The organism is Candidatus Thiodiazotropha endolucinida, from assembly GCF_001715975.1.
Lineage (GTDB): Bacteria > Pseudomonadota > Gammaproteobacteria > Chromatiales > Chromatiaceae > Thiodiazotropha > Thiodiazotropha endolucinida.
Genome location: NZ_MARB01000024.1, coordinates 15,378 through 38,725, shown reverse-complemented (window position 1 = coordinate 38,725; position 23,348 = coordinate 15,378). Strand labels below are relative to the sequence as shown.

The following is a 23,348-nucleotide window of genomic DNA, read 5'->3' as shown; positions in this document are numbered from 1 at the left end:
GTATTGGATTAGTGTTAACAGGCCCTAAATTGTAATCCCTCTCTATTTCGGCTTGCCGCGATGTATCAATGAGAGCAAATAAGCCATATCTTCATGGCGTCGATTTGCGGTGATTAGCGTCCATTCGCGGCCTTTTCTTCCCAGTTCATAGCCGCTTGATCAGAGGAAGAACCGATGGGATCACGACTGGAAGAGGGCTCATCCACCCATTCACACTAAATTTCACACTGCCGTCATGAAGGTGTGGTAGTTAGCCAAGGCGGATTCGCTCCTGCTGACGTTGTGATGGGATTCTGATTGCATAGCCTGCATGATGGGGCTTATATTAATCATGATCAGCCATGGGATGGCGGACAAGAACACCAGGATTAGAGAAACTAGAAAAGTCGAGAACAAAGCGAACCCATCAATCCAAAACCAATAACTCAACACTCAGAACTTTTTTTAGAACTCGCTTATACGATGGCTGAGTAAGGTGGGTAACCAGGAAAACTCTGACAAATCTTACCAAGGGGGCTTCTTTTGATAGCGAAGATTGGCATAAACGGCTTTGGCCGTATGGGGCGTCTCGCGCTACGAGCCGGCCGGAATGAGGATTCGCTGGCGTTCGTACGCGTCAACGAGATCGCCGGCGATGCGGTCTGCTCGGCCCATCTGCTGCAGTTCGATTCGGTGCATGGCACTTGGGATGTGGCGTGTACGGCCCAAGGGGGAGACGTTGTCGTGGGGGAGGAGCGGCTCGCTTACAGCTCGAATCCGGATATCGCCACGACCGACTGGTCAGATTGCGACATCGTCATCGAGGCCACCGGCAAACACCACAAGCGCCCCGAGACTTTGCAGGCCTATTTCGATCAGGGTGTGAAAAAGGTCATCGTCGCCGCGCCCACCGAAGGGGCGCTGAATATTGTCTACGGCATCAACGATGATCGTTACGAGCCGGACAGGCACCACTTGATCACCGCCGCGTCCTGCACCACCAACTGTCTGGCGCCGGTGGTCAAGGTGATGCATGAAAAGGTGGGGATCGAGCAGGGCTGCATGACCACCATCCACGACATCACCAACACCCAGATTATCGTCGACAAAGGGCACAAGGACCTGCGCCGCGCCCGCGCCTGCGGCCAGTCCTTGATCCCCACCACCACCGGTTCGGCGAAGGCCATCACCAAGATTTTCCCCGAACTCGAGGGCAAACTGAACGGCCATGCGGTGAGGGTGCCGCTGCTCAACGGCTCCCTCACCGACTTCGTCTTCCATGCCGCCCGCGATGTCACGGCGGAGGAGATCAACGGCTACTTCAGGGCGGCGGCGGAGGGGGAGCTGAAAGGCATCCTCGGTTACGAGGAGCGGCCACTCGTCTCCGTCGACTATGTCAACGAGGCGCGTTCATCCGTGGTCGACGCCCCCTCCACCATGGTGGTCGACGGCTCCCTGGTGAAGATCTATGCCTGGTATGACAACGAGTGGGGCTATGTCAATCGGCTGGTCGACCTGACACGCAAGGTGGTGGGCCTCCTCTGATGGAGCAGGGACTGCGCAACTATCTGGTCGTCACCGGCGGCTACTGGGCCTTCACCGTCACCGACGGCGCCATCCGTATGCTGGTGGTGCTCTATTTCCACCTGTTGGGCTACTCCCCCTTCGAGGTGGCGATGCTGTTTCTCTTCTACGAGTTCTTCGGCATCGTCACCAACCTGGTGGGCGGCTGGCTGGGCGCGCGAATCGGCCTCAACCTGACCATGCACATCGGCATGGGGCTGCAGGTTGTAGCGCTATTGCTGCTCACCGTGCCCGATCCCTGGCTCTCGGTGCCCGATCCCTGGCTCTCGGTGCCCTACGTGATGTTCGCCCAGGCCCTCTCCGGCATCGCCAAGGACCTGAACAAGATGTCGGCGAAGGCGTCGGTGAAGACCATGGTGAAGGACGGCAGCGAGACCAAACTGTTCAAATGGGTGGCGATGCTCACCGGCTCCAAGAATGCCCTCAAGGGCGGCGGTTACTTCATCGGTGCCGCACTGCTGGAACTGGTCGGCTTCCGCGGCGCATTGGCGATTCTGGCGGCGATGTTGCTACTGGTCCTGATCGTCACCGCCTTTCTCCTACCCAGCGGTCTCGGCAAGATGAAGTCGAAGCCGAAATTCACCCAGGTCTTCTCCAACATCGCCGCCATCAACTGGCTCTCGGCGGCGCGCTTTTTCCTCTTCGGCTCCCGCGATGTCTGGTTCGTGGTGGGCCTGCCGGTCTTTCTCTATCAAGTGCTCGGCTGGACGTTCACCCAGGTGGGCGGTTACATGGCTCTCTGGATCATCGGCTACGGTATTGTCCAGGCCAGCGTACCCAGGCTGGTCAAACGCAGCCACCACGGCCAGGGCCCGGGCGGCGGCACGGCAAGGCTCTGGGCCTTCCTGCTGGCCCTGTTCCCCATCGCTATCGCCGCCGGATTGAACATGGGCTGGCCCGCCGACTATGTGCTGGTGATCGGCCTGATCCTCTTCGGCGCGGTCTTCGCCGTCAACTCCGCCGTCCACTCCTACCTGATCCTGGCCTACTCCGATCACGAAAAAGTGGCGATGAACGTAGGCTTCTACTACATGGCCAATGCCGGCGGACGGCTGTTGGGTACGGTGCTCTCGGGGCTGATCTATCAACTCCACGGGCTCACCGGCTGCCTCTGGTGGTCGGCGGGGTTTGTGCTTGCGGCGGCCCTGCTTTCGTTTGGGTTGCCGGAGGTTAAAAGGGAAGTGGCGAGGCAACAGTCGTAATATCCGGCTGGCGTGACATTTATTATCGGGGAAGCCTCTCAAATAGCTGCATGAGGGCAAGCATATCTTTACTTCATGACTTTGTTCAGAGGACAACTTTGTCGGCTGACATCACCCTGTTGAGCTTCAAATACTTCATAAGGATGAGGAGTATTTTTATTCCTAATACGACTTTAAAAAAAATTGCTGAATCGCGTGATAGGAGGCAACTTGCACGCCTATTTACTTAAATAGGCGAGTAATAAGATAAATTGTCTTCTACTTAAATGTTATGCGATATGACAAATTTGCAAATCGGGTCCTGTAACATTAAGCAGAAATTATCTTGGGGAGAACTACTTCAAGATACTAGTGCTTTTTTCATTGGGCATTACTTATAAGTGGTAGATTTAGATACAACTTGGGTGCTGGAATGCGCTGAGCTAGGCTCGTCGAGGTTTGGATGCTATGTATATAGAGAGCACATAAAAGTGTATAACGATACAGAGGGTTTCGTTAAGACAACTGTTAGGTTTCAAATGAGGTCGTAATGGATAGCGTCACATACACCTACTTCGTAGCCGGCCAGAATCCGTTTATGCGTGCCGCGATTGATGCAATAGGCTCGGAGCTTGATCCGGTATTAGCCAATACCGATTGGCAAGAATCGAGTGAGCCTATGAAGTCCAATAAGGCCTTGCATCTGGATACTCGTCCGACTATGGATGCTGGCATGGGATCCGGCTTGGTTATTGGCCTATGTCTGTTTGTCGGAGGTTGGGCTGGCAACAAGCTGTTAGATGAGATCTATCAAGAAAAGTTAAGAGAGCCGCTTCTGCGCTTACTTAGAGAAGCATTTAAAAAGGCGGAGCTTCCTTCGAATAAGCGGCTTGAGTACCAGCATGTAGTTACATTCAACGACATTGGTGTAACGATTCTTATTCGCCTTCTACTGAATCACGAAGATGAGATATCTGAATCACTAGGGCAGATGACCCATGTGCATAAACTTGCGAGCGAATGGATAGAAAAAAACGGTAAAGGCGCTCCGATTCATTGCTATGTCGTAGCCGATGGTAAATGCAATGTTGAACCGCAATTTTATAATTCATTAGAAGAAGTTAAACGCGAAGAACGCGATCGCGTTATTAGAAAGATTATGGGCGATCATGAAACCTAAAAAATATTATCGAGACAGGGTCATATTTCCATTTTGTTAGACGGTCAGATCAGACCCCTTTTTCTAATTTATCCAGCCGATTCCAGGGATCATTCATCTCCCCTTTACGCCGTCCATGCCCCTTTCGACGAGGCTCCTTGTCGGGTTCGAATCTTATTAACTCACGGCGATCAACAATCTTTCTACGCTGCTCAATGCGTCGTTCGGGTCCAGAATATGTCGTTTGATAGGTCATCCCTAAACCCCCATAAAGTATTGTTCAGTAATTATAGTCTATCAGTAGGCGTGCTGATAAATGTTAATCAATGTGAATAAAGGGGGGCGGTGACAAGGGTTAACTATTGGCATTTCGAGTTCTTTCTGAACAAGTTTGAGGTGTAACCAAAAGGATTTGTATAATATTAAATTCGCAAGAACGACATTAGTCACAAATTATTATTATACGTCATAATCTTTGGCAGATGGCCTTGAAACATACTCTAGGTACAAAAATGGTTCTGATTAAATGAGGCATCGTATGGGAGAGCAATGAATGGAATTTGTCACCGACTATAGCCTGTTTCTGGCAAAATCGATCACCGTGGTATTGGCCATTCTTGCTGTTGTTGGGGGGATCATAGCTCTCGCCGGTAGAGGTAGGCCCCGGAATAAACAGCGTCTTGAAGTCAAATACTTGAACCGGGACTACGATGACCTGGCCCATGCCCTCAAGGCGGCGATGCTGCCAAAGAAGGCATTTAAGCAGATTCACAAAACACGTAAGCATGATCTCAAGAAATCCCGGAAACTGGGGCCCGATGCCCGCTCAAAAGATAAGAAGAGAGTATTCGTGCTGAATTTTCATGGTGACATCCGTGCTTCTGCGGTGGCCTCCTTGCGTGAAGAGATCACGGTCATCCTGTCCGTAGCAAGGCCAGAAGACGAGGTCGTGCTGCGTTTGGAGAGTAGTGGCGGTCTGGTCCATGCCTACGGCCTGGCGGCTTCCCAGCTTACGCGACTCAAGGACAAGAACATACGACTGACAATAGCGGTGGACAAGGTTGCCGCGAGTGGTGGATATCTGATGGCCTGTGTGGCCGATCATATCATTGCTGCACCATTTGCTGTGGTCGGTTCCATTGGTGTGTTGGCGCAATTGCCAAATTTCAACCGTTTTCTGAAACGACACGATATCGATTTCGAGCAGTTCACTGCCGGTGAATATAAAAGAACGGTCACCCTTTTTGGCGAAAACACTGACAAAGACAGAGACAAGTTTCGTGAGGAGATCGATGAGGCACACCGTCTGTTTAAGGCATTCATAAAGACCCAGCGCAGCGAACTTGATATCGAAACTGTAGCGACCGGGGAGCACTGGTACGGGACAAAAGCCCTGGAATTGAAGCTTGTCGATAAATTATGCACCAGTGACGATTACCTGCTGGATGCCAGGAAAGCAGCAGAGCTTTACCAAGTTTCCTTCAGACCTCATAAACCCCTCATCGACCGATTGTCGTCCTTGGCATCGATATTTGATAAAGGACTTCTGGGACGGGGGAGAAGTGGGTTTGGGGTGCACGAAATAGAGTAACTATCGCACCTGCTCTGCTGAATATATTAACGCTTGTTGCCATCTTTATATTTGCTTCCACTGCTGTTCAAGCAGAGGAAAGAGAAATTGATGTTCTTTTTACTTCTAAAACATTGACACCGGACGCAGCGCTAATGGTTGCCAAGAAAGCACTTGAAAGCTGTCGAGCGTCTGGATTCCAGGTTTCGGTAGCTGTGGTTGACGGTGGAGGTAATTTACAAGTGGTACTGAGAGATAATCTGGCGGGGGTTTCATCACCTGATGGGGCAATATTAAAGGCAAAAACATCCATCAACTATCGTTCTGCAACAACTTCACTCTCGGAGGTGGTAAATTCCAATATCGAAGCATCGGGTATCAAACAGCTGCCGGGTATATTGATTTTAGGCGGTGGTGTCACAATCCAGGCCTCTGGATCAATGGTGGGAGCTGTTGGTGTCGCCGGCGCGCCTGATGGTAAATCTGATGAAAAATGTGCACTGGACGGAATTGAAGCCATACAAGAGTTACTGGAATTTGCAGATTAATCTGCCATGGCAAAAGTTAAAAAATTGTCGGTGACAATTGATGATCAATTTTATTCATGGATAGAGATAATTTAGTTCAAGGGGGCAGAGTTGTTGAATTAGAACAAGAAAAAAACGTGATGATGTAAAACAATAGGGAAGACCCCTTTGCCGCGACAAGCCAACATGTGGTTTTACATCGTGTCTGCCAGTAGATATCGGATGGCTTCCAGGATGACAAATGCGGGAGTTTGATGAGGCAACATAAACCGCAGATCGCCCTCCGGTGTGATCAGGTAGGTAACCGATGAGTGGTTGACCGCATAGCCGAAATCAGATCCTTCAAGTGCAACTTCTTCGTATTGTGCGCCATAGCGCCTGGCGACCTCGGTAACTTCACCTTCACTGCCGGTTACACCTACCAAGTTGGGGTGGAAGTGTCTGACATACTCATCCAGTACTTGGACATCATCCCGCTTGGGATCGACACTGATAAACACGCCATGTACCGATTTCAACTCTTCCTCGCTGAGCTCATTCAAGGCTTGGGCAATAATGGAAAGGGAGGTGGGGCAGACATCGGGGCATTTGGTATAGCCGAAGTAGAGCAGTACCACTTTCCCTCTGAATTGTTTCAATGAGACCTTGCCTTGGCTTGAATAGAGAACGAAATCTCCGCCGGGTGACTCACTGCGGGAGCTGAGTATCTCGTCTTTTTGGGCCATTTCATCCGATGCGGCGGATGAGAATAGGATGAGTAGCGTAAAAGAGAAAAAGATTATCCGAAACATCGTGCCTCATGGCTCCTTGCCTGACTAATCAACAGTTTTGTCCAACACCAATCCTCCCACAATGTGCCGTTGCTGTCAGATTATTGGCCATATATGTGGCTACTTCTCTGTTATCGACATAACCGTCGAAAACCGCAGGTTGATCGAGGCCTTTTTTGGATGAACTTATTTGGAGATTGAGCGGCCGGTCAAAATTAAGACAATTTCTTCCTAAGAATGAGAATGAAAATCCTAATACGGGGTGAATAATCGAATGAAATGACTATAGTGTACTCGCTCAAGACCAACAAAAAAGGAAGGTTATTTTGCGCTATCAATTCATATCCAAACTGCTGTTTCTGACACTGTTACCCATCACGACACAAGCGCTGGAGCTCTCCTGGGTAGGCTGCGGTATAACCCGCAACGCGTTTATGGCCGATCTCGCAGCTGCCTACAAGGATGAAACGGGTGTAGATATCACCATCGCCGGCGGTGGTGCTACCAAAGGGATCCGCGAAATCACCGCCAATCAGGCAGATATCGGTGGCGCCTGCCGATTCAAGCTGGATTCAAGTCGGGTGGAAGCCAGCGCCAATATGATTCCCGTGGCCTGGGATGCGCTGGTGGTTGTGGTGCACAACTCCAATCCCATCGAGTCGATCAGCCTGGTGCAGCTGCGTGAGCTCTACCGGGGTAAGATCACGAATTGGTCACAGCTGGGCGGCGCGGATCAGCCATTGGAACTGCTCATCCGCAAGGGGAAGATCTCCGGCGTCGGTTACACCCTGCGTCAGCATCTGTTCGAAGATCCAAAGGCCAGTTTCATCAGTAAGCATGAATTCCCGTCTTCCGGTCCTTTGGAGAAAACGGTGGAAAAGAATCCCAATGCGATTGCGGTCACCGGCATTGCAAGTGCGCACAAACGGGATTTCAAGATTCTCAAACTGGAAGGCAAGGAGCCGAGCTTCGAGAAAATCCGCACGGGTAACTATCTGCTCTACCGCCCACTCTATCTGGTGCACAACAGGCACTCCCCCAACAGTCGGGAGTCCGACCGCTTCATTCAGTTTGCCTTAGGGCCCAAGGGCAGGGAGATTATCCGCCAGAATGATGTCGTGCCTTACTTCGACGGCATGCTGTTGTTGCAGAAACGAATGGAGCATTGGAAGCAGTTCGTCAGAGAGGCCCTCGCCAAGCAATAAAATAAAAGCGGGCGTCCAGTAACCGCTTCCTGTCAACAGAGCGAACGCCTCCCCGAGGCTGTCGCTCCAATCAACCGGCAGATCACGCATTGCGCACCTGTCTATCTGTCGCGTCATCCTGTCGTTATTTATTGGATGAATAGATAAGTTATTGTTTTTAGGGTCATCCCAGGTGCGAATTCTCCTCAATTTGACTTATGTCTTTGCCATCTCTTTCGCTGTAAAACAAAATATCACCCTGAAATGATTGATGACGAAGATCCGAGTATCTATCCTGCATCTTTCCGATTTGCACCTACGGAGACATTCATGAAACGTTACGCTTTTATTCTGGCTATCAGTATCACTGCACTTCTTATTTCCGCTTCGGTCACGGCCGGCAGTTCGAGTCAGTGTCCCGATATATCTCAGGCGCAGAAGATTGGGGATTGCCCCACGGAAGATGACATGAAGCGCATGTTCAAGATCCATTGCGGCTTTGAGCGTGATCCAAACGCCAAGAAAAAGACTGAACTGTGCGACAGCTACGGAGAGTATAAACGTCGCAAGTACAATGCCCTGTGGGAATCCTCAGACAAAGAATTCATGGGCTACGTAAGCTGTGCCGTACCCCCAGCGGAGATCAAAAAGGGTCAACCCACAAGTATCGCGATATCACAAAAAAACGGCCTGTATAAAATTACTTGCAGTTATCAGAGTGGTGCAAAGCTCTCTATGCGTACCCGCAGTGTATGCCGTGTGCCCGGTGTGAAGAATTCATTGATGGTCATGCGTGCCGAATGTGGCGCCAATGGTAAACCTTGCAAGTTTGAGTGTGACTGAGACTTGGGATGTCAGATACCAGTACAGGCAATGATGTCGGTATGTTTCGTTGAGAGAATTCCAACGTAACAACACATCTCGATATTGGCCGTAGCAGATCTGGTTGCTTGATACGGGTGCAGTACCATGAATAAAAACAACTTCCCCTTTGTCGCCTTGGGTATCGGCCTGTTTTTGATGCTGATCGTGATGAAAGGCAGCGTCACCAGTGATGATGGGACGACTGCCATACCGTTGTTGACCCTGCTCGTGGTGAGTGAATTCGCTTTTTTCGTGACCGCCGTCGGGGCCTACCTGGGCGTCATGCAGATATTGTCGGTCGGTATCAAGCCACTGATCGCAGTCGTCACGCTGTGCTGCATCGTGCTGTCGATCGGCTTTATGTGGCTGGGGATAGAGTTATGGCCGTTCAGCGGCTGATCTCTCCTCTCTGAGTTTCTCCCTAACCGCCATCAATATCTTGCCGAAGGTGTTGTGGCCGCGCCCGTCTCGGCCGCAGCCCCAGTAGTAGTCGAATTGACTGTTCTCGATGATCTTCTGCTCGTTAGTGGCAAGCAGGGCTTCGGCGACTTCATGATGGGTACGGCATTTTATGTAGATACCGCGCGTCATGATGGTTTCCTTGACCTGTTCCCAATCATTGCGTGCCGATTTTTTGTTTTTTGCCGCGAGTTTTTTCGCCTTGGCGGGATGATCCGCATCACGAATGGTGGTGCGCAGCCAACCGGGTTTGAATTTCATGCCCTGGTAGTAGTGTTCAACAGAAGGCCAGACATCGCCGTCAAGTTCAAACCCATGCTTGGAATAGCTGGAAAGAGGATTAAGAGGATCTGTACGGGACACATAAAGCGGTGTTGGTTCCGACTTTGAAAAACGCATTCCTGAATACCTTTGATCTGCGGACATCGGTTGAATTGTCTCTTAACCGGGCTCTCTGTCCAAGTCAAGACTAAGTGTGATGTCATCTATGCCTTAGAGGGGAGTTGATAGTTATCACCCAACAACATAGGCAGTAAAAATTCTATCGGCTAAACTGCACTATCCAGGTGTTTTATGAAACGACGAGTCAGGATAGGGACGGGACCGGGTAGATGAAACTGCTTAGCATGATTGCCACGAACACATATCTGAATTTGCTGGTCGGCATTCTGCTTTTATATACCAGTGCTTTATAGGCCTGGTACGAATTACAAACCATCGAGCAGTTTCGTATGGGAATGCGCCATGGCGTGCTACTGTTTGCGTTGCTGCATATCCTAAAGACGCTGCCCGATCTGTTTGAGGGGTTGGAGCACATCAATCAGGCAAAAAAAGAGATGAAACAGCGCTCACTGCCGACCGTGAAACTTAACTGATCTCAAGTTCGATACTGCCATCGATCAGCTCAGTCACGCCGGTCGCGAACTTCGCACACTCTCGCGCCATGGTTTGGCGTAACCATATCCGATCTTGTTGAGATGGGTGGTTCAGGCGAAATTTCCTGATCTGGAATGGCGTCATCACCAGACGCGTCACCCGAGCGGCATGCGGGTCAAAGGTGAGAAAATAGGCCAGCGTCAGATCGTCCCGAAACAGATCGTATTTACCGATCCCCTCATAGTCGTTGAGAAAGTCGCCACAGCCGTAGATGATGGGAGCACCATGATAGAGTTCTATCCCTTTCGGGTGGTGGGAGGAGTGACCATGAACGATATCCACGCCCACCTTGTCCACCAGCCAATGGGCGAAGCGGCGATGTTCGGGTGGAATCCCATAGCCCCAATTGCCGCCCCAGTGGATGGAGAACAGAATCAGGTCACCGGTCTGTTTCCTGGCAGAGATATCAGCCGCCAATCGGGTGATCTCGGAACTGCTGAACGATTTCAATAGCGCGATACCTGGCCGGTTTAACTCGGCCCGCCAAGCCGTGGGCACGCCGCTGGAACGATGGGCAAAGGCATACAGAAGAATCCTGCCTTTTCCCGGGAGATCGAAGATCAAGGGTGCTTCAGCGCTGGCGCGGTCATGCCCGGCGCCGGCATATTCAATATTATGGTTCTTTAGACTGGTGAGGGTTTCAGCCAGGCCTGCATAACCCCAATCCAATACATGGTTGTTGGCGAGCACGCAGGCATCAATTTGTGCCGCGTTGAGGCAGGGAGTGTTTCGGGGGTGCATGCGGTAATTAATACCTTTACGTGGCCAAAACTCCTCGCTGATGGTGATGGCTGTTTCGAGATTGATGATCCGCAGGTCCGGATTGATTTGCTCAAGCTCGGTCAAGGCATCGCCCCATATGTAATCGAAGGGAACCTGTCGGGGAATATGGCCACTCTTGTTTTCGGCGATCGCCACATAGTCCCTGGCGCTCTTGAGATGGGATTCGTAGATAGCCGGTTTGCCGGGGTAGGGCAGTATCTGGTCGATGCCGCGCCCGGTCATTACATCGCCACACAGGAACAGGGTGATGGTGTCGTCCGATGTATCGGTTTTACCCTGGGCCGATGTGTCGATGCCGAAGCTCACAGCACCCAGCCCCAGCATGTGGAGAAATGTTCTTCTGTGCATCAGACACTCCTGCCTGCCGCAAGAGACTATCCTTGCCTGATTTCTAGTTTAGTCCGAAATCGGTACGGCAAATCAGATGGCGGAGTCAGCCCCAATCGTGCAATCACACACAGTGTTGCATGGCAGAATCCAACCATCCGTTCAGACCGTTAATCAGTCTGTATGTGATCCTGATGCCGCAGGCTCTGTTCATTGCAATGACGGGCGATCTCCTCCCTCGCGGCGGTCTGAAGGCGAACGGCCTCCGCCCAATCATCTCCCTGCGGTTCCAGTGGTGGTGAGATGATGATCCGCACGGCGCCATGGTGTGGGAAGTTGGAGTCGGATTGCAGGATGGCGCGGGTGCCTCTTAGGGTGACCGGTAATACCGTCGCGCCGCTTTTGGCTGCCGTGACAAAGGCCCCCATGTGGAACGGCAGCAAGCCCGGTTCAGCCCGAAATGTGCCTTCGGGATAGATGGCCAGGGAGCGGCCGGCCGCGAGCTGTCTGGCGAACTCCTCGGTTGCGGTGGCGCTGCGCAAGGTATCGAAACGCTCCACGAACACCGTATCGAGGCGTTGCAGAAACAGCCTGGAGTAGAACTTCACCGCCAGTTCCTGCTTGGCGACATAGATGAAGTCCCGGGGTATGCCGTCGATCAGCGCCAGGGTGTCGAGATAACTGGCGTGATTAGCGACCAGGATGACGGGGCGATCGGTTGCTGGAAGGTGCTCCAGGCCCTCGACACGAAGCGGTGTGGCGGTAAGGCCGCGCAGGATTCGAATCGCCTTACGGATCACTCTCCAGCGCCAGGGGAGGCGCGGCAGCAGCACGACCGAGAGCCATACCAGCGGGACCAGGGTATAGAAAATGATCCAGGCATAGAGTGCAAACAGGTAGCTTGCTGAACCTTTAAGGATCGTTCGCAGCCGCTGCGCCATGCCCGACAGCAGCAGATTCATCACCTGTAACGGCAGCGGGCGCTGTCCCCGTCCCAGGCGTCCCTGTTCATACAGTGTCCGCATGGCGCCCCGCCGCAGTTTACCGCTGGAGGTTTTGAGTACGGTATGCGGGGGCGCCAGCAACAGATCGTCCGGCGGCATCCCGAGCAGGTCGATGGTCTTGTCACGGATTGCCTGTCGCAGGGCTTCCAGGCGTTGCGGGTCCTTCTCCCGGCTCTCCGCCACGACGACCAGTTGTTCGCTGCCGTTGGCGGAATCGATGCTGGGGAATGCCGCCACGCAACCCTTGCGGATGCCGGGAAGCTCACCGACCAGCTGCTCCAGTTCGTAAGGGTAGATGTTGCGTCCGGCACGAATAATCATCTCCTTGATACGGCCGGTAATGTAGATGTCGCCGTCCGCGAGATAGGCACGGTCGCCGGTATCCAGCCAGCCGTCCCGATAGAGGCCTTTGGTGGCTTCGGGATTGTTGAAATAACCGCGGGTGGCGGAGGGTCCCTGAAATTCGAGCCGTCCCTCGTTGCGCTCGGGGAGTGGCCGATCGGCCTCATCCACCACCTGCACCCGGTAACCGGGCAGTGGTCTGCCGCACGCCACGATGGAGAGGGGATCGGGGTCGTCCTCCGCGGCGGTAAGGGCCTCGCCGTTGAGCATGAAACGGTCTCTGTTGATCCGGTCGATGACAGGCCCGCGCCGTGGTGGCGGGAAGGCCAGCCCCACCGCCACCTCGGCCAGGCCGTAGACCGGCGCCAGGGCGTCGGCGTTCAGGCCATATGGCGCGTAACGGCGGGTAAATCCCCGCAGCGTGGTGGCGCTGACGGGTTCAGCGCCGTTGAAAGCGAAGCGCCAGGAGCTGAGATCCAGTCCCGCGATCTCATCTTCCCCTATCTTGCCGAGACAGAGCTCGTAGCCGAAGTTGGGCGACCCTGAGAGGGTTCCCCGGTGGTGGTGAATGGCCCACAGCCAACGGGAGGGCTGGGCCAGGAAATGCAGGGGTGACATGATCACAAGCGGCATCGCGAAATAGAGGCTGCCGAGCCAGGCGCCGATCAGGCCCATATCGTGATAGAGGGGTAGCCAGCTGACGAAGACATCCTCGGGCGTGACCGCCACCGCCTTCCCCATGGCGCGGATGTTGGCCAACAGGTCGGCATGGCTGAGCATCACGCCTTTGGGATCGCCCGTGCTGCCCGATGAGTATTGCAGAAAAGCGATATCCTGGCTGTTCCTGATGGTTGCGGGAGGCGTGCCTGCCGTTTTGTCGAGCTCGGACCAGTCGACGATGTGCTGTAGGGAAGGCACCTGGGTTCTGAACAGGCGGGCTACCCTGTGCGCCTCCTGAAACGTGATCAGTATGTGTACACCCGCGTTTTGCAATATACGTCCATGGCGGCGCATATGCTCTTCCAGCTGCGAAGGGCGTGTGGGTGGATAGATGGGTACCGGCACGGCGCCCGCCAGGAGAACGCCGAAAAAACTATGGAAATAGCTCACGCCGGTGGGCAGCATCAATGCCACCCTGTCGCCTGGCTGCACCGATCGTTCCCATAAGCCTGTTGCCACCCGGGTTGCACCCTGCCATAGATCCCGGTAGCTCATCTCATCGGGTTCGCTGTCATTGCCGTAATGTAGGATATGTGTCCTCTCCGGTTGCTGATCGAGATGCCAGGCCAGGACCTCCATCAGGGTCGAGGCCGCCGATGGGAGCATTGACCTGTCTGTTGGCAATACCTTCGGTGCCGCTGTTGTCTCCACTTCCGGCATCCCGGCTGCTTGTGTGAGCAGGGTCATCAGTGCACGCGGTGTTTCGGCAAGCAATGCTTCATCCGGCAGCAGGATTGCGAAGGCTTTGTTGATGCGCGCCACCAGTTCGGTACGGGCGAGGCTGTCCAGCCCCAGGTCGTGCTCCAGACGGCAATCCAGGTTCAAATCATGTTTTAAATGATCGCCGTCCGGCGACTCATCGATCAATCCTTGAATCACGCTTAGCAGGGCATCAGCGGTGATCTCGGTCTTGCGGTTATCCTTCTGTTGGTTGAGTCGATTACCCATAGGCTTGACCCTTAGGATATGAGAGGCGGTTTACCTGCCTGTAATCATGACTGCAGCCGGATTTGTCAACACGAATGGTCATGTGATCGCCCGATGTTGCGGGCCATGGTGATGTGATCGTCGGCGCTCTCCTTAGACTTGGCCCGTTAGGCTAAGTCTAGAAGATAAAATAAGAACGCACACCCATGAGTGTATGAATTCTATAATCCTCAACAGTGCAATGCATGATAACAATCAACTTCATGTGATTAATCTGCAGGGGTGTACTGCATCTTGTTCAGAATCTTATCGTAAAATCGTCCGAACCGCTGTTTGAGATCTTCAGGTCTTGACAGGATATTGCCGGATGCTATGCCGTCATATTTATAGTCAGGATCGTCAATAACCGCATAGCGGACGACATCGTCTATCAGGGTGTAGATAAAGGTCAAGATCCGTGGATTGAAAATATCGTTATGGCCTGCCATTACCGTTTTATCGGTTTTAATAAACTGCAACGGATAGTCTGCAGGGAGAGGGCCTATTGTCGGGTGGCCATCAAGCGTTGTCAGTCCTTTAGGCACGCAATCATCCGGTACCTCATCACAGGGCAGTAAAGAAGGATAAGGTGTATCGCCCGACCTGTTCATGGTCAGTCTGTGAGTCAGGTAGGGTGCAAAGTTGCCGGTGGTTGCCGCATCGAGATGTTCTTCCCGCAACACCAGCTTCTCATCGGTGAGTCGGTCGTAATAGTAGGATCTTTGCAGATCCTTCTGACGCCAGGTAAATAACAGGCCGATGGTTTGGCCAATGGGAAAGAGGTAGTGGGTTGCGCTATCCGCATCGCTGCTGATTGAGTAAAAAAGTGGATTTCTCAGGCTGGTATTTTGATTGTCTACCGCCGCCTCAACCATACTCAATGATTGGTTGGCTTCTATGGCCGGATTAAGCACGATGACCGCATCACCGATCCTTCCGCCATGCTCCTGTCTGTCGTTGACTATGATTTCCGTCAGTACTTCCGACGTTGCGCTAACGGTAATCGCACCGCCGAAACTGTGTCCCACGATCGCCAAAACGTTTCTTTTGTTTTCACGGTCGATCTTGTCCAGTTCCAACAGTAGCCGGGTTACGCCACCCTTGCCGACCTCTTGAGCGACGGCCTTGCGATCCCAGAAGGTCAGTTCCTTGAGCAGGGGCAGCTCGATGCTGCTACCGCGCCATCCTATGTAGACGCCGACCAGGCGCCTGTTGATAAGCTGCGCGGATTCAGCAAGCAACTCCAGGGTTTTTTTGAAGTCTTTGAGATTCTCGTCGTTTTCGTCGGCATTGTGCTTCCAGCCATGAATGAAAACAATCGTCACCACACCCTGTGTCCGCTGGCGCTCGCCTATTTTGGCCAGTACCTGTTTTATCCAATCGTCATTAAAAGCATTGCCGCGTTCGGTGAATTCGGCGAATGCCAGATCATACTTTGAATGCTCCTGGTAATAACTCTGCTTGCAGTCGCTGCTGTCGGCGTCAAGGCAATTACCGTCGGTCCATGCCATAGAATGATAGGGATCGGTAGTGGCACACCCCGAGACCATCAACACGAGAATCATTAAGCCGATCAGTACTGAACCAGTTATATTGCGATGTTTCATCTTGGTGCCTCCCTGTTATGTTTTATGATTCTAGATGGCCCCTGGAAGCAGGTGTTGGATGGTATGTTTATGCACTCCGCAGTAATAACTGTAGGTCACTCTTTCTGACCTTACAAAATCCCTGTAACTGTCAGTCCTGTTGTTTGGGCGAACGCAATATCACGATCAATTCAGTCGGTCCATGCACACCATACGCCAGGGTCTGCTGAATATCGGCGGATTTGGATGGACCCGATATCAGCAGGGCATTGGTCGGCATCTGTCGCGCCCACTGTTCAGCCTCGACCACTTCGGCAAAGGTGTTGTAGAGCTTCGCGCTATCCACCACAACGAAATGAACAGGCGGCACCAGGGACCAGGTGCGGGGTTCGTGTTCATCAGGCCATAGGATAAGGCTGCCGGTCTCGGCAATGGCGGCCCTGGCTGAGGTGACTGCCGCATCGGTGTGATAGAAGATTTGCTCCTTCCATTCATCGATCGGGCGCTCGTTATGAACAAGCTTGGGTAACAGCGTATCGCCCCAGGCAATCTCGATGGCTTGCGCCAACGGTCCCTGTTTCGCATACAGCAGGTTGTCGATCTGTTTTTCAGTGGCTACCGTTTTCAGGGTGTCTGTCCAGCTGTCGGGAGCGACGATATGGACTTCGGCGCGCACCGATTCGAGCATCGATTTGAAGCGGGCGATACGCGCCTCCATTGGCCATGTCGGGTTCTCTACGGCAACGGTCTGGCTCGGAGTATCAAAGCTTGGTTGCTTGTTGCGCAGTCGCTGCAGGATGGCCTCTCTGGCTTTAGCGGTCATTGAAGCCCTCCTCGCGTGCCTGTTCATGCAGGGTTTTGGCGGCGATGCGGGGTCTGGCGCGGACCCGGGTCCAGGGCTCGAAACCGAGGGGCAGGATTTTCCGCAGGCGCGTGACAAGGGTCATGGCCAGGCGATAGAGCGCCGGATTTCGGTGTAGCCAGCTCCAGCCCTTCCATGTTGTGGCCTCCATCAATCTACGTCCGCTCCCCTGTCCATGGGTGGTACCGTCATAGTCGGTTCGTACACGCTCATAGCGCAGCCGATTGAGGAGTGTGGGTATCGGGATACGCACCGGGCAGACTTCGGCGCAGGCGCCGCAGAGGGTGGAGGCGACAGGCAGTTCGCCCAGATTGTCCAGTCCCGCCTTCTGCGGTTCCAGAATGGACCCGATGGGGCCGGGGATGGTTGTGCCGTAGGCATGGCCGCCGATGCGGGTATAGATCGGGCAATGGTTCATGCAGGCCCCGCAACGGATACAGCGCAGGGTGTTCACCAGCTCGTTGTCTTCATAGATGCGCGATCGGCCATTGTCGAGCAGGATCAGATGCACCTCTTCCGGTCCATCCTTCTCCCCCGGCTTGCGCGGGGAGCTGATCATATTGAAATAGGTGGTGATCGGTTGTCCGGTGGCGCTGCGGGTGAGCAGTTTGAGCAGGGGGGGGACATGCTCCAGCTTCTCCACCACCTTTTCGATCCCTGTCACCGCGATATGCACCGGCGGCACTGTTGTGCACATGCGGCCATTGCCCTCGTTCTCCACCAGGCAGAGGGTGCCGCTTTCGGCAACGGCAAAGTTGACGCCGGAGAGGCCCACACCCGCGCGATAGAATTTTTCACGCAGGATGCCACGGGCGCTGCGTGTCAGGGTGTCCACGTCGTCGCTGTAGGGGATATCAGGGAATTTTTCGTTGAACAGCTGGGCGATCTCCTGACGTGTTTTATGAATGGCTGGCGCGACGATGTGTGAAGGGGGTTCGCCGGCGAGCTGCAGGATGTACTCGCCCAGGTCCGATTCCAGGCACTCGATTCCGTGGGATTCCAGAAAGCGGTTCAGATCCATCTCCTCGGAGACCATCGACTTTCCCTTGATCAGCAGCCCTGCCTGATGGCTCCGCATGATTTGAAGCACAATCCGGTTCGCCGCATCGACGTTTTCCGCCCAATGCACCTGGATGCCGTTGTCGATGCAACGCTGCTCCAGCTGTTGCAACAGTTGTGGCAGTTTTGACAGTGAATTGGCACGGATCTGCGCCCCCCTCAGGCGCAATGTCTCCAATTCATCGGCATCGGGAAAACACGCCTTGCGGCTGGCCATCAATCCATCCATGGCGGAGCGCAGGCTCGCCTTGAGTTGGGCATTGTCCAGGGCCTGCTCGATACGGGTATGGAAATCAGCGCTCGGTTGCATCGGTGCGCTCCCAGATAAAGCTGGCGATGTGGCGGCACTCGATCGATTCGTCCCGGTAGTCGAGATGTCCGCCGATATTCATCAGGCAACCACAGTCGCCGCTGACCAGGATATCCGCACCGGTGGCGGTGATGGCGTTGGCCTTGTCGCTGACCATCTCTGCCGAGATGGCCGGTTGCTTGACCGCAAAGGTGCCGCCGAATCCACAGCACTCCTGTTTGCGCGCCTGTTCCAGGAGCTCCACATTCGACAACTGCTCGAGCAGTGCCTCATGTTCCCCGCCGACCCCCATCTCCCGGCGTGCTGAACAGGAGGTGTGGAGGGCGACCTTGATCGGCGGTCCCAGATCCTTCAAGTCGATCCTGAGTATATGAACCAGAAACTCGGTGAGTTCATAGACACGCGTGGAGAATTGATTGACCCGATCACGATCGCCGCTCTCCTGAAACATCCTCGGGTAGTGGTGACGCATCATGCCGGCGCAGGAGCCCGAGGGCACCACGATGGGGTAGTCTTCGGGAAAGCAGGCAAGCTGCCGCTGCGCCACCTGTAGTGCTTCGTCGCGATAACCGCTGTTCCAGGCCGGTTGTCCGCAACAGGTCTGATCCTGGGGAAAGACGACTTCGACGCCATCTCTGCGGATCAACTGCATACCGGCAAGCCCGGCCTCGGGATAGAGCAGGTCCACCAGGCAGGTGGCGAAGAAATAGATCTTCTCAGGCTTGGCAGGGTATCGCTTCTTTTCGGGCATTGTGTCTCCCCGCAGTGGCTCACCTCCATAGTATGGCGTATGGGGTTTCGACAAAGCCGTCGATGGGTGTGCTCAGAACTTCTTTATAGTTAAACCAGGGTTACAAATAAAGCCACAATTTGTCCGCCTAACCAGGCGCGACATCAATTACCCCTGTTTTGTGTCACTCATCTGCAGCTGTGATTATATGTCCATAGGTATTCAACCGGCATCTGTATGAATAGTCGTATCCATAGCGTGAATATCAAGATAATTAGCGCAATGATATTGACGAGTTACCTGCATGCAGCAGCCGTATTATTGAATCTTCTGGCAGAAGAGTTTGAGTGAAGGGAAGCAAGCTCACCCCATTGCCCAGCAATCTCCGGCTAATTTTGTTAACATGGGGTTAAAGTAAAATAAGACAGGAGCCTGGCAATAACCTAATCACTAACGGATCTGCGCCAGGCCAAACGACAACCAATAACCTGAAAGGATGTATCCAAGGGTTGCTTCATATCTGTAATACGCTATGTATATCTGTTTGATAAGCGTGCACGGCCTGATACGCGGACATGATCTTGAACTCGGGCGCGATGCCGACACCGGGGGGCAAACCAAATATGTGGTCGATCTCGCCAGGGCGCTGGCGGAGTTGGACGCGGTTACCCAGGTAGATCTTGTGACACGGCGGGTGGTTGATACCGATGTCAGCGATGACTATGCCGAGACCATCGAACCCCTCTCATCCAAGGCGAGGATCGTACGCGTCGATGCGGGCCCCGACGGCTATCTGATGAAAGAGACCCTTTGGGACCATCTCGACAGCTTCATGGATAACCTGCTCAGCTGGCTGAATGAACAAACACACATGCCGGATATCGTCCACAGCCACTATGCCGATGCCGGCTATGTCGGTGTCAGGCTCTCCCACCTGCTTGGCGTCCCTCTGGTGCATACCGGACACTCCCTGGGGCGTGACAAGCGGCATCAATTACTCGCCAAGGGGCTGTCGGGACGGGAGATCGACCAGCGCTACAACATGGACCGGCGCATCGAGGCCGAAGAGGAGCTGCTGGCCAACGCGGATCTGGTCATAACCAGCACCCATAACGAGATAGAAGAGCAGTACAGTCTCTACAACTACTATCAGCCGGATAATATGGCGGTGATTCCACCGGGTACCGATCTGACCCAGTTTCATCCACCCGACATCACCGCCGACGAGATCCCCTTTGCCAAGAGCCTGGCACGTTTCCTTCAACAGCCTGAAAAACCGATCATCCTCGCCTTGTCACGTCCCGACGAGCGTAAGAATATCCTTACCCTGCTCGAGGTGTATGGTGAATCTAGCCAGCTGCAGAAGGCGGCCAACCTGGTGATCGTGGCCGGTAATCGTGATGATATTCGGGATATGGAGAGCGGCCCGCAATCGGTGATGACCGAACTGTTGATGATGATCGACCTCTATGACCTGTATGGCAACGTGGCGCTCCCGAAACGCCACCTGGCCAAAGAGGTGCCCGATATTTACCGTCTGGCGGCGTTAACGAAGGGTGTCTTCATCAACCCGGCCCTGACCGAACCCTTCGGGCTGACCCTGCTAGAAGCGGCCGCCAGCGGTTTGCCGTTGATCGCCACGGAGAACGGCGGACCGGTCGATATCATCGGCAATTGTAACAATGGATTGTTGGTTGACCCCCTGGACAAGAAATCGATCCGCAGCAGCCTGCTTAAGATTTTGCATGACAATACCCTGTGGCAGAAATATTCCCACAAAGGCTTGACCGGAGTACGCAAGCACTATTCATGGAAGGCCCACGCCAGGAAATACTTTTCCAGCATCGAACCACTGCCATCGGGATACGATCGGCTGCCCACCAAACCGCCGAAGCATGTCAAGCATCGCTACCGGGATCGGTCCATCTTTACCGATCTCGATCAGAATCTTCTCGGCAATCCCTCGGGACTCAAACAGTTTATCGAGGTTGTACGGCAAAACAGAAAGTGCGCGACCTTCGGTATCGCCACCGGCAGGCGCCTGGATGACGCCCTCTCGGTGATGAAGAAGTTCTCAATACCCATCCCCGATGTATTGATCACCAGTCTCGGCACCAAGATCCACTATACCCAGGGGCTCTCCATCGATGACTTCTGGATCGAGCATATCGATCATCTGTGGCAGCCGAAGAGTGTGCGCCGGGTGTTGGCGAACCTGCCGGGAATCAAGCCGCAATCCAAACAGGAACAGAGTTATTTCAAGATCGCCTATCACTACGACCCCAACAAGGCGCCCTCGGTGGATGAGATCAATACCCTGCTGCACAAGGAGGAGCTGACCTGCAATGTGATCCACGCCTTCGGGCAGTTCCTCGATATCCTGCCGTCCCGCGCCTCCAAGGGACAGGCCCTGCGCTATGTGGCCCAGCGTCTGGATATTCCGCTGGAGCATATCCTGGTGGCGGGTGGCTCCGGTGCCGATGAGGATATGATGCGGGGCAACACCCTGGCGGTGGTGGTGGCCAACCGTCACCATGAAGAGCTGTCGCATATGATCGATCACGAACGGATCTATTTTGCCAGCCGCGCACACGCGTTGGGTATCCTCGAAGCGATAGATCACTACGATTTCTTTAAACGCTGCAACGTACCAGAAGAACAATGAATCAAAGATTATTAATCTGTACCGATCTGGATCGAACACTGATTCCCAATGGGCCGCAACCGGAGTCGGAAGGGGCCCGTGAGAGATTCAAACAGCTGTGTGCCAGCGAGACCGTTCTGTTGGCCTATGTCAGTGGCAGGGATCAGTCATTGGTGCGAGATGCCATCGCCGACTATTCGTTACCGCAACCGGACTATGTGATCGGCGATGTGGGTACTTCCCTCTACCACGTCGATACCCCGGATGACTGGAGCCATCAAACGAACTGGGATGAGCATATCAGTCAAGACTGGCGGGGCAGGTCACATCAGGATCTGAAACAGCTGTTTGTCGATATTACCGGCCTTCGTCTGCAGGAGGAGGCAAAGCAGAACCGCTTCAAGCTCAGTTACTACGTCTCCCCGGACCAGGCGCATCAGCCGATACTCGATGAGATGGGTTTACGCCTGCAGCGGGAAAAGGTGGCTGCCAGTCTGGTTTGGAGTGTCGATGAGACAGTCAATATGGGATTGCTCGATGTCTTGCCTGAACGGGCAACCAAGTACCATGCCATCGATTTTCTCAGAGAGTCGTTGGGTTATACCCTCAATGAGACGGTCTTTTCCGGAGACAGCGGGAATGACATGGAGGTGCTGATCAGTCCGATTCCAGCGATACTGGTGGCGAATGCGCAACCGGAAGTCAGGCAAAAAGCACAACAGCTGGTGGACGAAAAAGGCAATGGCGACAGCCTCTACATGGCCAAGGGTAGCTTCATGGCCATGAACGGTAACTACAGCGCCGGTATTCTCGAAGGTGCAGCTCACTATCATCCGCAGTTGATCTCCCGGCTGATTAATGAGTGAGGCCATGGCCAATAGCGCAATCGCGATATTTGGCGAGGTGCTGTTTGACTGTTTCCCCGAGGGGGAGCGGGTATTGGGTGGCGCGCCATTCAATGTCGCATGGCACCTTCAGGCATTCGGCCGATCTCCTCTGTTTATCAGCCGTATCGGCAGTGATGAGGAGGGTGACGTTATCCTGCGGTCGATGGGGCAGTGGGGAATGGCGACCGGGTGCCTGCAGCGTGACGAACGGCATCCCACAGGGCGAGTGACGATTACACTCGAGGCAGGGGAGCCGAGTTATGAGATTGTGGCCGATGTGGCCTATGACTTCATCGATGCCGCCGGGGTGGCGGATGTCCAGGCGACCACCCTCTACCATGGCAGTCTGGGATTGCGAAACCCGATTGCAAGGGAAGCGCTGAACAGGCTGAAGGCCAACAATCCCCAACGGATCTTTATGGATGTCAATCTGCGTGATCCCTGGTGGCAGCGGGAGTCTGTCCTGAATTGGGTGACCGAAGCTGACTGGGTCAAGCTTAATGAGCACGAACTGCTGCAACTCCATAGTGAGAGCGATGATCTGTTGACGACAGCAACCAGCTTCAGACATCAGTACAAGCTTGAGGGATTGGTGGTGACCCTTGGTGAGCGAGGTGTGTTGGCTGTGGCTGCCGATGACCACACCTGTGAGATCAAACCAGAGCTTAATCTGAACCTGGTGGATACAGTCGGTGCGGGGGATGCCCTGACCTCCGTGCTCATCCTTGGCCTGGAACTCGATTGGACGCTTCAACTGACCTTGGAACGCGCCCAACGCTTCGCTTCGGCTATCGTGGGGCGGCGCGGGGCCGTTGTCGATGATCCTGCCTTTTATCAAAGTTATATCGATGCCTGGCAGCTTGCCTGATCATTATTGGATAGATATCGCAGGGTACGTCGATTTCTCGATCACTC

At 53.8% G+C, this 23,348-nt stretch carries 21 protein-coding genes; 12 read left to right on the top strand and 9 right to left on the bottom strand.

From position 1 onward, the window contains the following. The first annotated feature begins 522 nt into the window (after positions 1–522). From CODIS_RS16900 to CODIS_RS16890, 3 genes are all read left to right on the top strand, one after another. Positions 523–1,524 carry an ArsJ-associated glyceraldehyde-3-phosphate dehydrogenase gene (locus CODIS_RS16900; protein ID WP_154723179.1) on the top strand — a complete coding sequence of 334 codons (1,002 nt, stop codon included), beginning with the start codon at positions 523–525 and terminating at the stop codon, positions 1,522–1,524. After that, positions 1,524–2,765, top strand: a complete 1,242-nt coding sequence (arsJ, locus tag CODIS_RS16895) for an organoarsenical effux MFS transporter ArsJ (RefSeq protein ID WP_069127221.1) — start codon at positions 1,524–1,526, stop codon at positions 2,763–2,765. Before CODIS_RS16900 ends, arsJ begins: the two co-directional genes overlap by 1 nt. Before the next feature lie 529 nt (positions 2,766–3,294). After that, entirely contained in the window at positions 3,295–3,924 is a 630-nt protein-coding gene (locus CODIS_RS16890; RefSeq protein WP_069127220.1) for a hypothetical protein, read from the top strand. Positions 3,925–3,973: 49 nt separating this feature from the next. On the opposite strand, the gene CODIS_RS20630 is transcribed toward CODIS_RS16890, so the two are convergent. Beyond that, positions 3,974–4,159 (bottom strand): hypothetical protein, encoded by a 186-nt coding sequence (locus CODIS_RS20630; RefSeq protein ID WP_083220856.1) that lies wholly within the window; start codon positions 4,157–4,159, stop codon positions 3,974–3,976. A gap of 297 nt (positions 4,160–4,456) precedes the next feature. On the opposite strand from CODIS_RS20630, the gene sohB reads away from it, so the two are divergent. Together sohB and CODIS_RS16880 are read left to right on the top strand one after the other, a co-directional pair. Next, positions 4,457–5,494, top strand: a complete 1,038-nt coding sequence (sohB, locus tag CODIS_RS16885; RefSeq protein ID WP_069127219.1) for a protease SohB — start codon at positions 4,457–4,459, stop codon at positions 5,492–5,494. A gap of 113 nt (positions 5,495–5,607) precedes the next feature. After that, a complete protein-coding gene (locus CODIS_RS16880; RefSeq protein WP_268805719.1) occupies positions 5,608–6,021 on the top strand; it encodes a GlcG/HbpS family heme-binding protein in 414 nt (137 codons plus the stop codon). A gap of 173 nt (positions 6,022–6,194) precedes the next feature. Here CODIS_RS16880 and CODIS_RS16875 read toward each other — a convergent pair whose 3' ends face one another. Next, the gene (locus CODIS_RS16875; RefSeq protein ID WP_069127217.1) at positions 6,195–6,791 is read right to left on the bottom strand and encodes an SCO family protein; all 597 of its coding nucleotides are present in this window, start codon (positions 6,789–6,791) and stop codon (positions 6,195–6,197) included. A gap of 305 nt (positions 6,792–7,096) precedes the next feature. Between CODIS_RS16875 and CODIS_RS16870 the strand changes: the two genes are divergently transcribed. The 3 genes from CODIS_RS16870 (at position 7,097) to CODIS_RS16860 (ending at position 9,217) form a co-directional block, all read left to right on the top strand. Continuing rightward, the gene (locus CODIS_RS16870) at positions 7,097–7,975 is read left to right on the top strand and encodes a phosphate ABC transporter substrate-binding protein (RefSeq protein ID WP_235615265.1); all 879 of its coding nucleotides are present in this window, start codon (positions 7,097–7,099) and stop codon (positions 7,973–7,975) included. 309 nt (positions 7,976–8,284) lie between these two features. After that, the gene (locus CODIS_RS16865) at positions 8,285–8,797 is read left to right on the top strand and encodes a hypothetical protein (protein ID WP_154723178.1); all 513 of its coding nucleotides are present in this window, start codon (positions 8,285–8,287) and stop codon (positions 8,795–8,797) included. 126 nt (positions 8,798–8,923) lie between these two features. Continuing rightward, on the top strand, positions 8,924–9,217 hold the full coding sequence (locus tag CODIS_RS16860; RefSeq protein WP_069127215.1) for a hypothetical protein: 294 nt from the start codon (positions 8,924–8,926) through the stop codon (positions 9,215–9,217). Here CODIS_RS16860 and CODIS_RS16855 read toward each other — a convergent pair. Next, positions 9,197–9,676, bottom strand: a complete 480-nt coding sequence (locus CODIS_RS16855; protein WP_069127214.1) for an NADAR family protein — start codon at positions 9,674–9,676, stop codon at positions 9,197–9,199. The genes CODIS_RS16860 and CODIS_RS16855 overlap by 21 nt on opposite strands. 332 nt (positions 9,677–10,008) lie before the next feature. Here CODIS_RS16855 and CODIS_RS21035 point away from each other — a divergent pair, with 332 nt between their 5' ends. Next, positions 10,009–10,152: a hypothetical protein gene (locus CODIS_RS21035; RefSeq protein WP_154723177.1), complete on the top strand. Its 144-nt coding sequence runs from the start codon at positions 10,009–10,011 to the stop codon at positions 10,150–10,152. Here CODIS_RS21035 and CODIS_RS16850 read toward each other — a convergent pair. From CODIS_RS16850 to CODIS_RS16825, 6 genes are all read right to left on the bottom strand, one after another. Further along, a complete protein-coding gene (locus CODIS_RS16850; protein ID WP_235615264.1) occupies positions 10,145–11,344 on the bottom strand; it encodes a CapA family protein in 1,200 nt (399 codons plus the stop codon). The two genes, CODIS_RS21035 and CODIS_RS16850, sit on opposite strands and share 8 nt — an antisense overlap. 149 nt (positions 11,345–11,493) lie before the next feature. Continuing rightward, complete coding sequence (locus CODIS_RS16845) at positions 11,494–14,337, bottom strand: AMP-binding protein (protein WP_069127213.1); 2,844 nt, start codon at positions 14,335–14,337, stop codon at positions 11,494–11,496. A gap of 248 nt (positions 14,338–14,585) precedes the next feature. After that, the gene (locus tag CODIS_RS16840) at positions 14,586–15,962 is read right to left on the bottom strand and encodes a hypothetical protein (protein ID WP_069127212.1); all 1,377 of its coding nucleotides are present in this window, start codon (positions 15,960–15,962) and stop codon (positions 14,586–14,588) included. A gap of 130 nt (positions 15,963–16,092) precedes the next feature. After that, positions 16,093–16,764, bottom strand: a complete 672-nt coding sequence (locus tag CODIS_RS16835; RefSeq protein WP_069127211.1) for a LutC/YkgG family protein — start codon at positions 16,762–16,764, stop codon at positions 16,093–16,095. After that, positions 16,754–18,172 carry a LutB/LldF family L-lactate oxidation iron-sulfur protein gene (locus tag CODIS_RS16830; RefSeq protein WP_069127210.1) on the bottom strand — a complete coding sequence of 473 codons (1,419 nt, stop codon included), beginning with the start codon at positions 18,170–18,172 and terminating at the stop codon, positions 16,754–16,756. Before CODIS_RS16830 ends, CODIS_RS16835 begins: the two co-directional genes overlap by 11 nt. Then, a complete protein-coding gene (locus tag CODIS_RS16825) occupies positions 18,156–18,923 on the bottom strand; it encodes a (Fe-S)-binding protein (protein WP_069127209.1) in 768 nt (255 codons plus the stop codon). Before CODIS_RS16825 ends, CODIS_RS16830 begins: the two co-directional genes overlap by 17 nt. Positions 18,924–19,434: 511 nt before the next feature. On the opposite strand from CODIS_RS16825, the gene CODIS_RS16820 reads away from it, so the two are divergent. The 3 genes from CODIS_RS16820 to CODIS_RS16810 are packed head-to-tail and all read left to right on the top strand — an operon-like array spanning position 19,435 to position 23,301. After that, positions 19,435–21,567: an HAD-IIB family hydrolase gene (locus CODIS_RS16820; RefSeq protein ID WP_069127208.1), complete on the top strand. Its 2,133-nt coding sequence runs from the start codon at positions 19,435–19,437 to the stop codon at positions 21,565–21,567. Further along, on the top strand, positions 21,564–22,412 hold the full coding sequence (locus CODIS_RS16815; RefSeq protein WP_069127207.1) for an HAD-IIB family hydrolase: 849 nt from the start codon (positions 21,564–21,566) through the stop codon (positions 22,410–22,412). Before CODIS_RS16820 ends, CODIS_RS16815 begins: the two co-directional genes overlap by 4 nt. 4 nt (positions 22,413–22,416) lie before the next feature. Beyond that, positions 22,417–23,301 carry a carbohydrate kinase family protein gene (locus CODIS_RS16810; RefSeq protein WP_069127251.1) on the top strand — a complete coding sequence of 295 codons (885 nt, stop codon included), beginning with the start codon at positions 22,417–22,419 and terminating at the stop codon, positions 23,299–23,301. Positions 23,302–23,348: the final 47 nt, after the last annotated feature.

What these genes read in the sequence shown, in the direction of transcription:
- sohB (WP_069127219.1), top strand. Translation starts at nt 4,457, where the DNA reads ATGGAATTTGTCACCGACTATAGCCTGTTTCTGGCAAAATCGATCACC.
- arsJ (WP_069127221.1), top strand. Translation starts at nt 1,524, where the DNA reads ATGGAGCAGGGACTGCGCAACTATCTGGTCGTCACCGGCGGCTACTGG.
- CODIS_RS16835 (WP_069127211.1), bottom strand. Translation starts at nt 16,764, where the DNA reads ATGACCGCTAAAGCCAGAGAGGCCATCCTGCAGCGACTGCGCAACAAG.
- CODIS_RS16860 (WP_069127215.1), top strand. Translation starts at nt 8,924, where the DNA reads ATGAATAAAAACAACTTCCCCTTTGTCGCCTTGGGTATCGGCCTGTTT.
- CODIS_RS16815 (WP_069127207.1), top strand. Translation starts at nt 21,564, where the DNA reads ATGAATCAAAGATTATTAATCTGTACCGATCTGGATCGAACACTGATT.
- CODIS_RS16830 (WP_069127210.1), bottom strand. Translation starts at nt 18,172, where the DNA reads ATGCAACCGAGCGCTGATTTCCATACCCGTATCGAGCAGGCCCTGGAC.
- CODIS_RS16875 (WP_069127217.1), bottom strand. Translation starts at nt 6,791, where the DNA reads ATGTTTCGGATAATCTTTTTCTCTTTTACGCTACTCATCCTATTCTCA.
- CODIS_RS21035 (WP_154723177.1), top strand. Translation starts at nt 10,009, where the DNA reads ATGGGAATGCGCCATGGCGTGCTACTGTTTGCGTTGCTGCATATCCTA.
- CODIS_RS16810 (WP_069127251.1), top strand. Translation starts at nt 22,417, where the DNA reads ATGGCCAATAGCGCAATCGCGATATTTGGCGAGGTGCTGTTTGACTGT.
- CODIS_RS16890 (WP_069127220.1), top strand. Translation starts at nt 3,295, where the DNA reads ATGGATAGCGTCACATACACCTACTTCGTAGCCGGCCAGAATCCGTTT.
- CODIS_RS16845 (WP_069127213.1), bottom strand. Translation starts at nt 14,337, where the DNA reads ATGGGTAATCGACTCAACCAACAGAAGGATAACCGCAAGACCGAGATC.
- CODIS_RS16820 (WP_069127208.1), top strand. Translation starts at nt 19,435, where the DNA reads ATGTATATCTGTTTGATAAGCGTGCACGGCCTGATACGCGGACATGAT.
- CODIS_RS20630 (WP_083220856.1), bottom strand. Translation starts at nt 4,159, where the DNA reads ATGACCTATCAAACGACATATTCTGGACCCGAACGACGCATTGAGCAG.
- CODIS_RS16850 (WP_235615264.1), bottom strand. Translation starts at nt 11,344, where the DNA reads ATGCACAGAAGAACATTTCTCCACATGCTGGGGCTGGGTGCTGTGAGC.
- CODIS_RS16840 (WP_069127212.1), bottom strand. Translation starts at nt 15,962, where the DNA reads ATGAAACATCGCAATATAACTGGTTCAGTACTGATCGGCTTAATGATT.
- CODIS_RS16865 (WP_154723178.1), top strand. Translation starts at nt 8,285, where the DNA reads ATGAAACGTTACGCTTTTATTCTGGCTATCAGTATCACTGCACTTCTT.
- CODIS_RS16855 (WP_069127214.1), bottom strand. Translation starts at nt 9,676, where the DNA reads ATGCGTTTTTCAAAGTCGGAACCAACACCGCTTTATGTGTCCCGTACA.
- CODIS_RS16825 (WP_069127209.1), bottom strand. Translation starts at nt 18,923, where the DNA reads ATGCCCGAAAAGAAGCGATACCCTGCCAAGCCTGAGAAGATCTATTTC.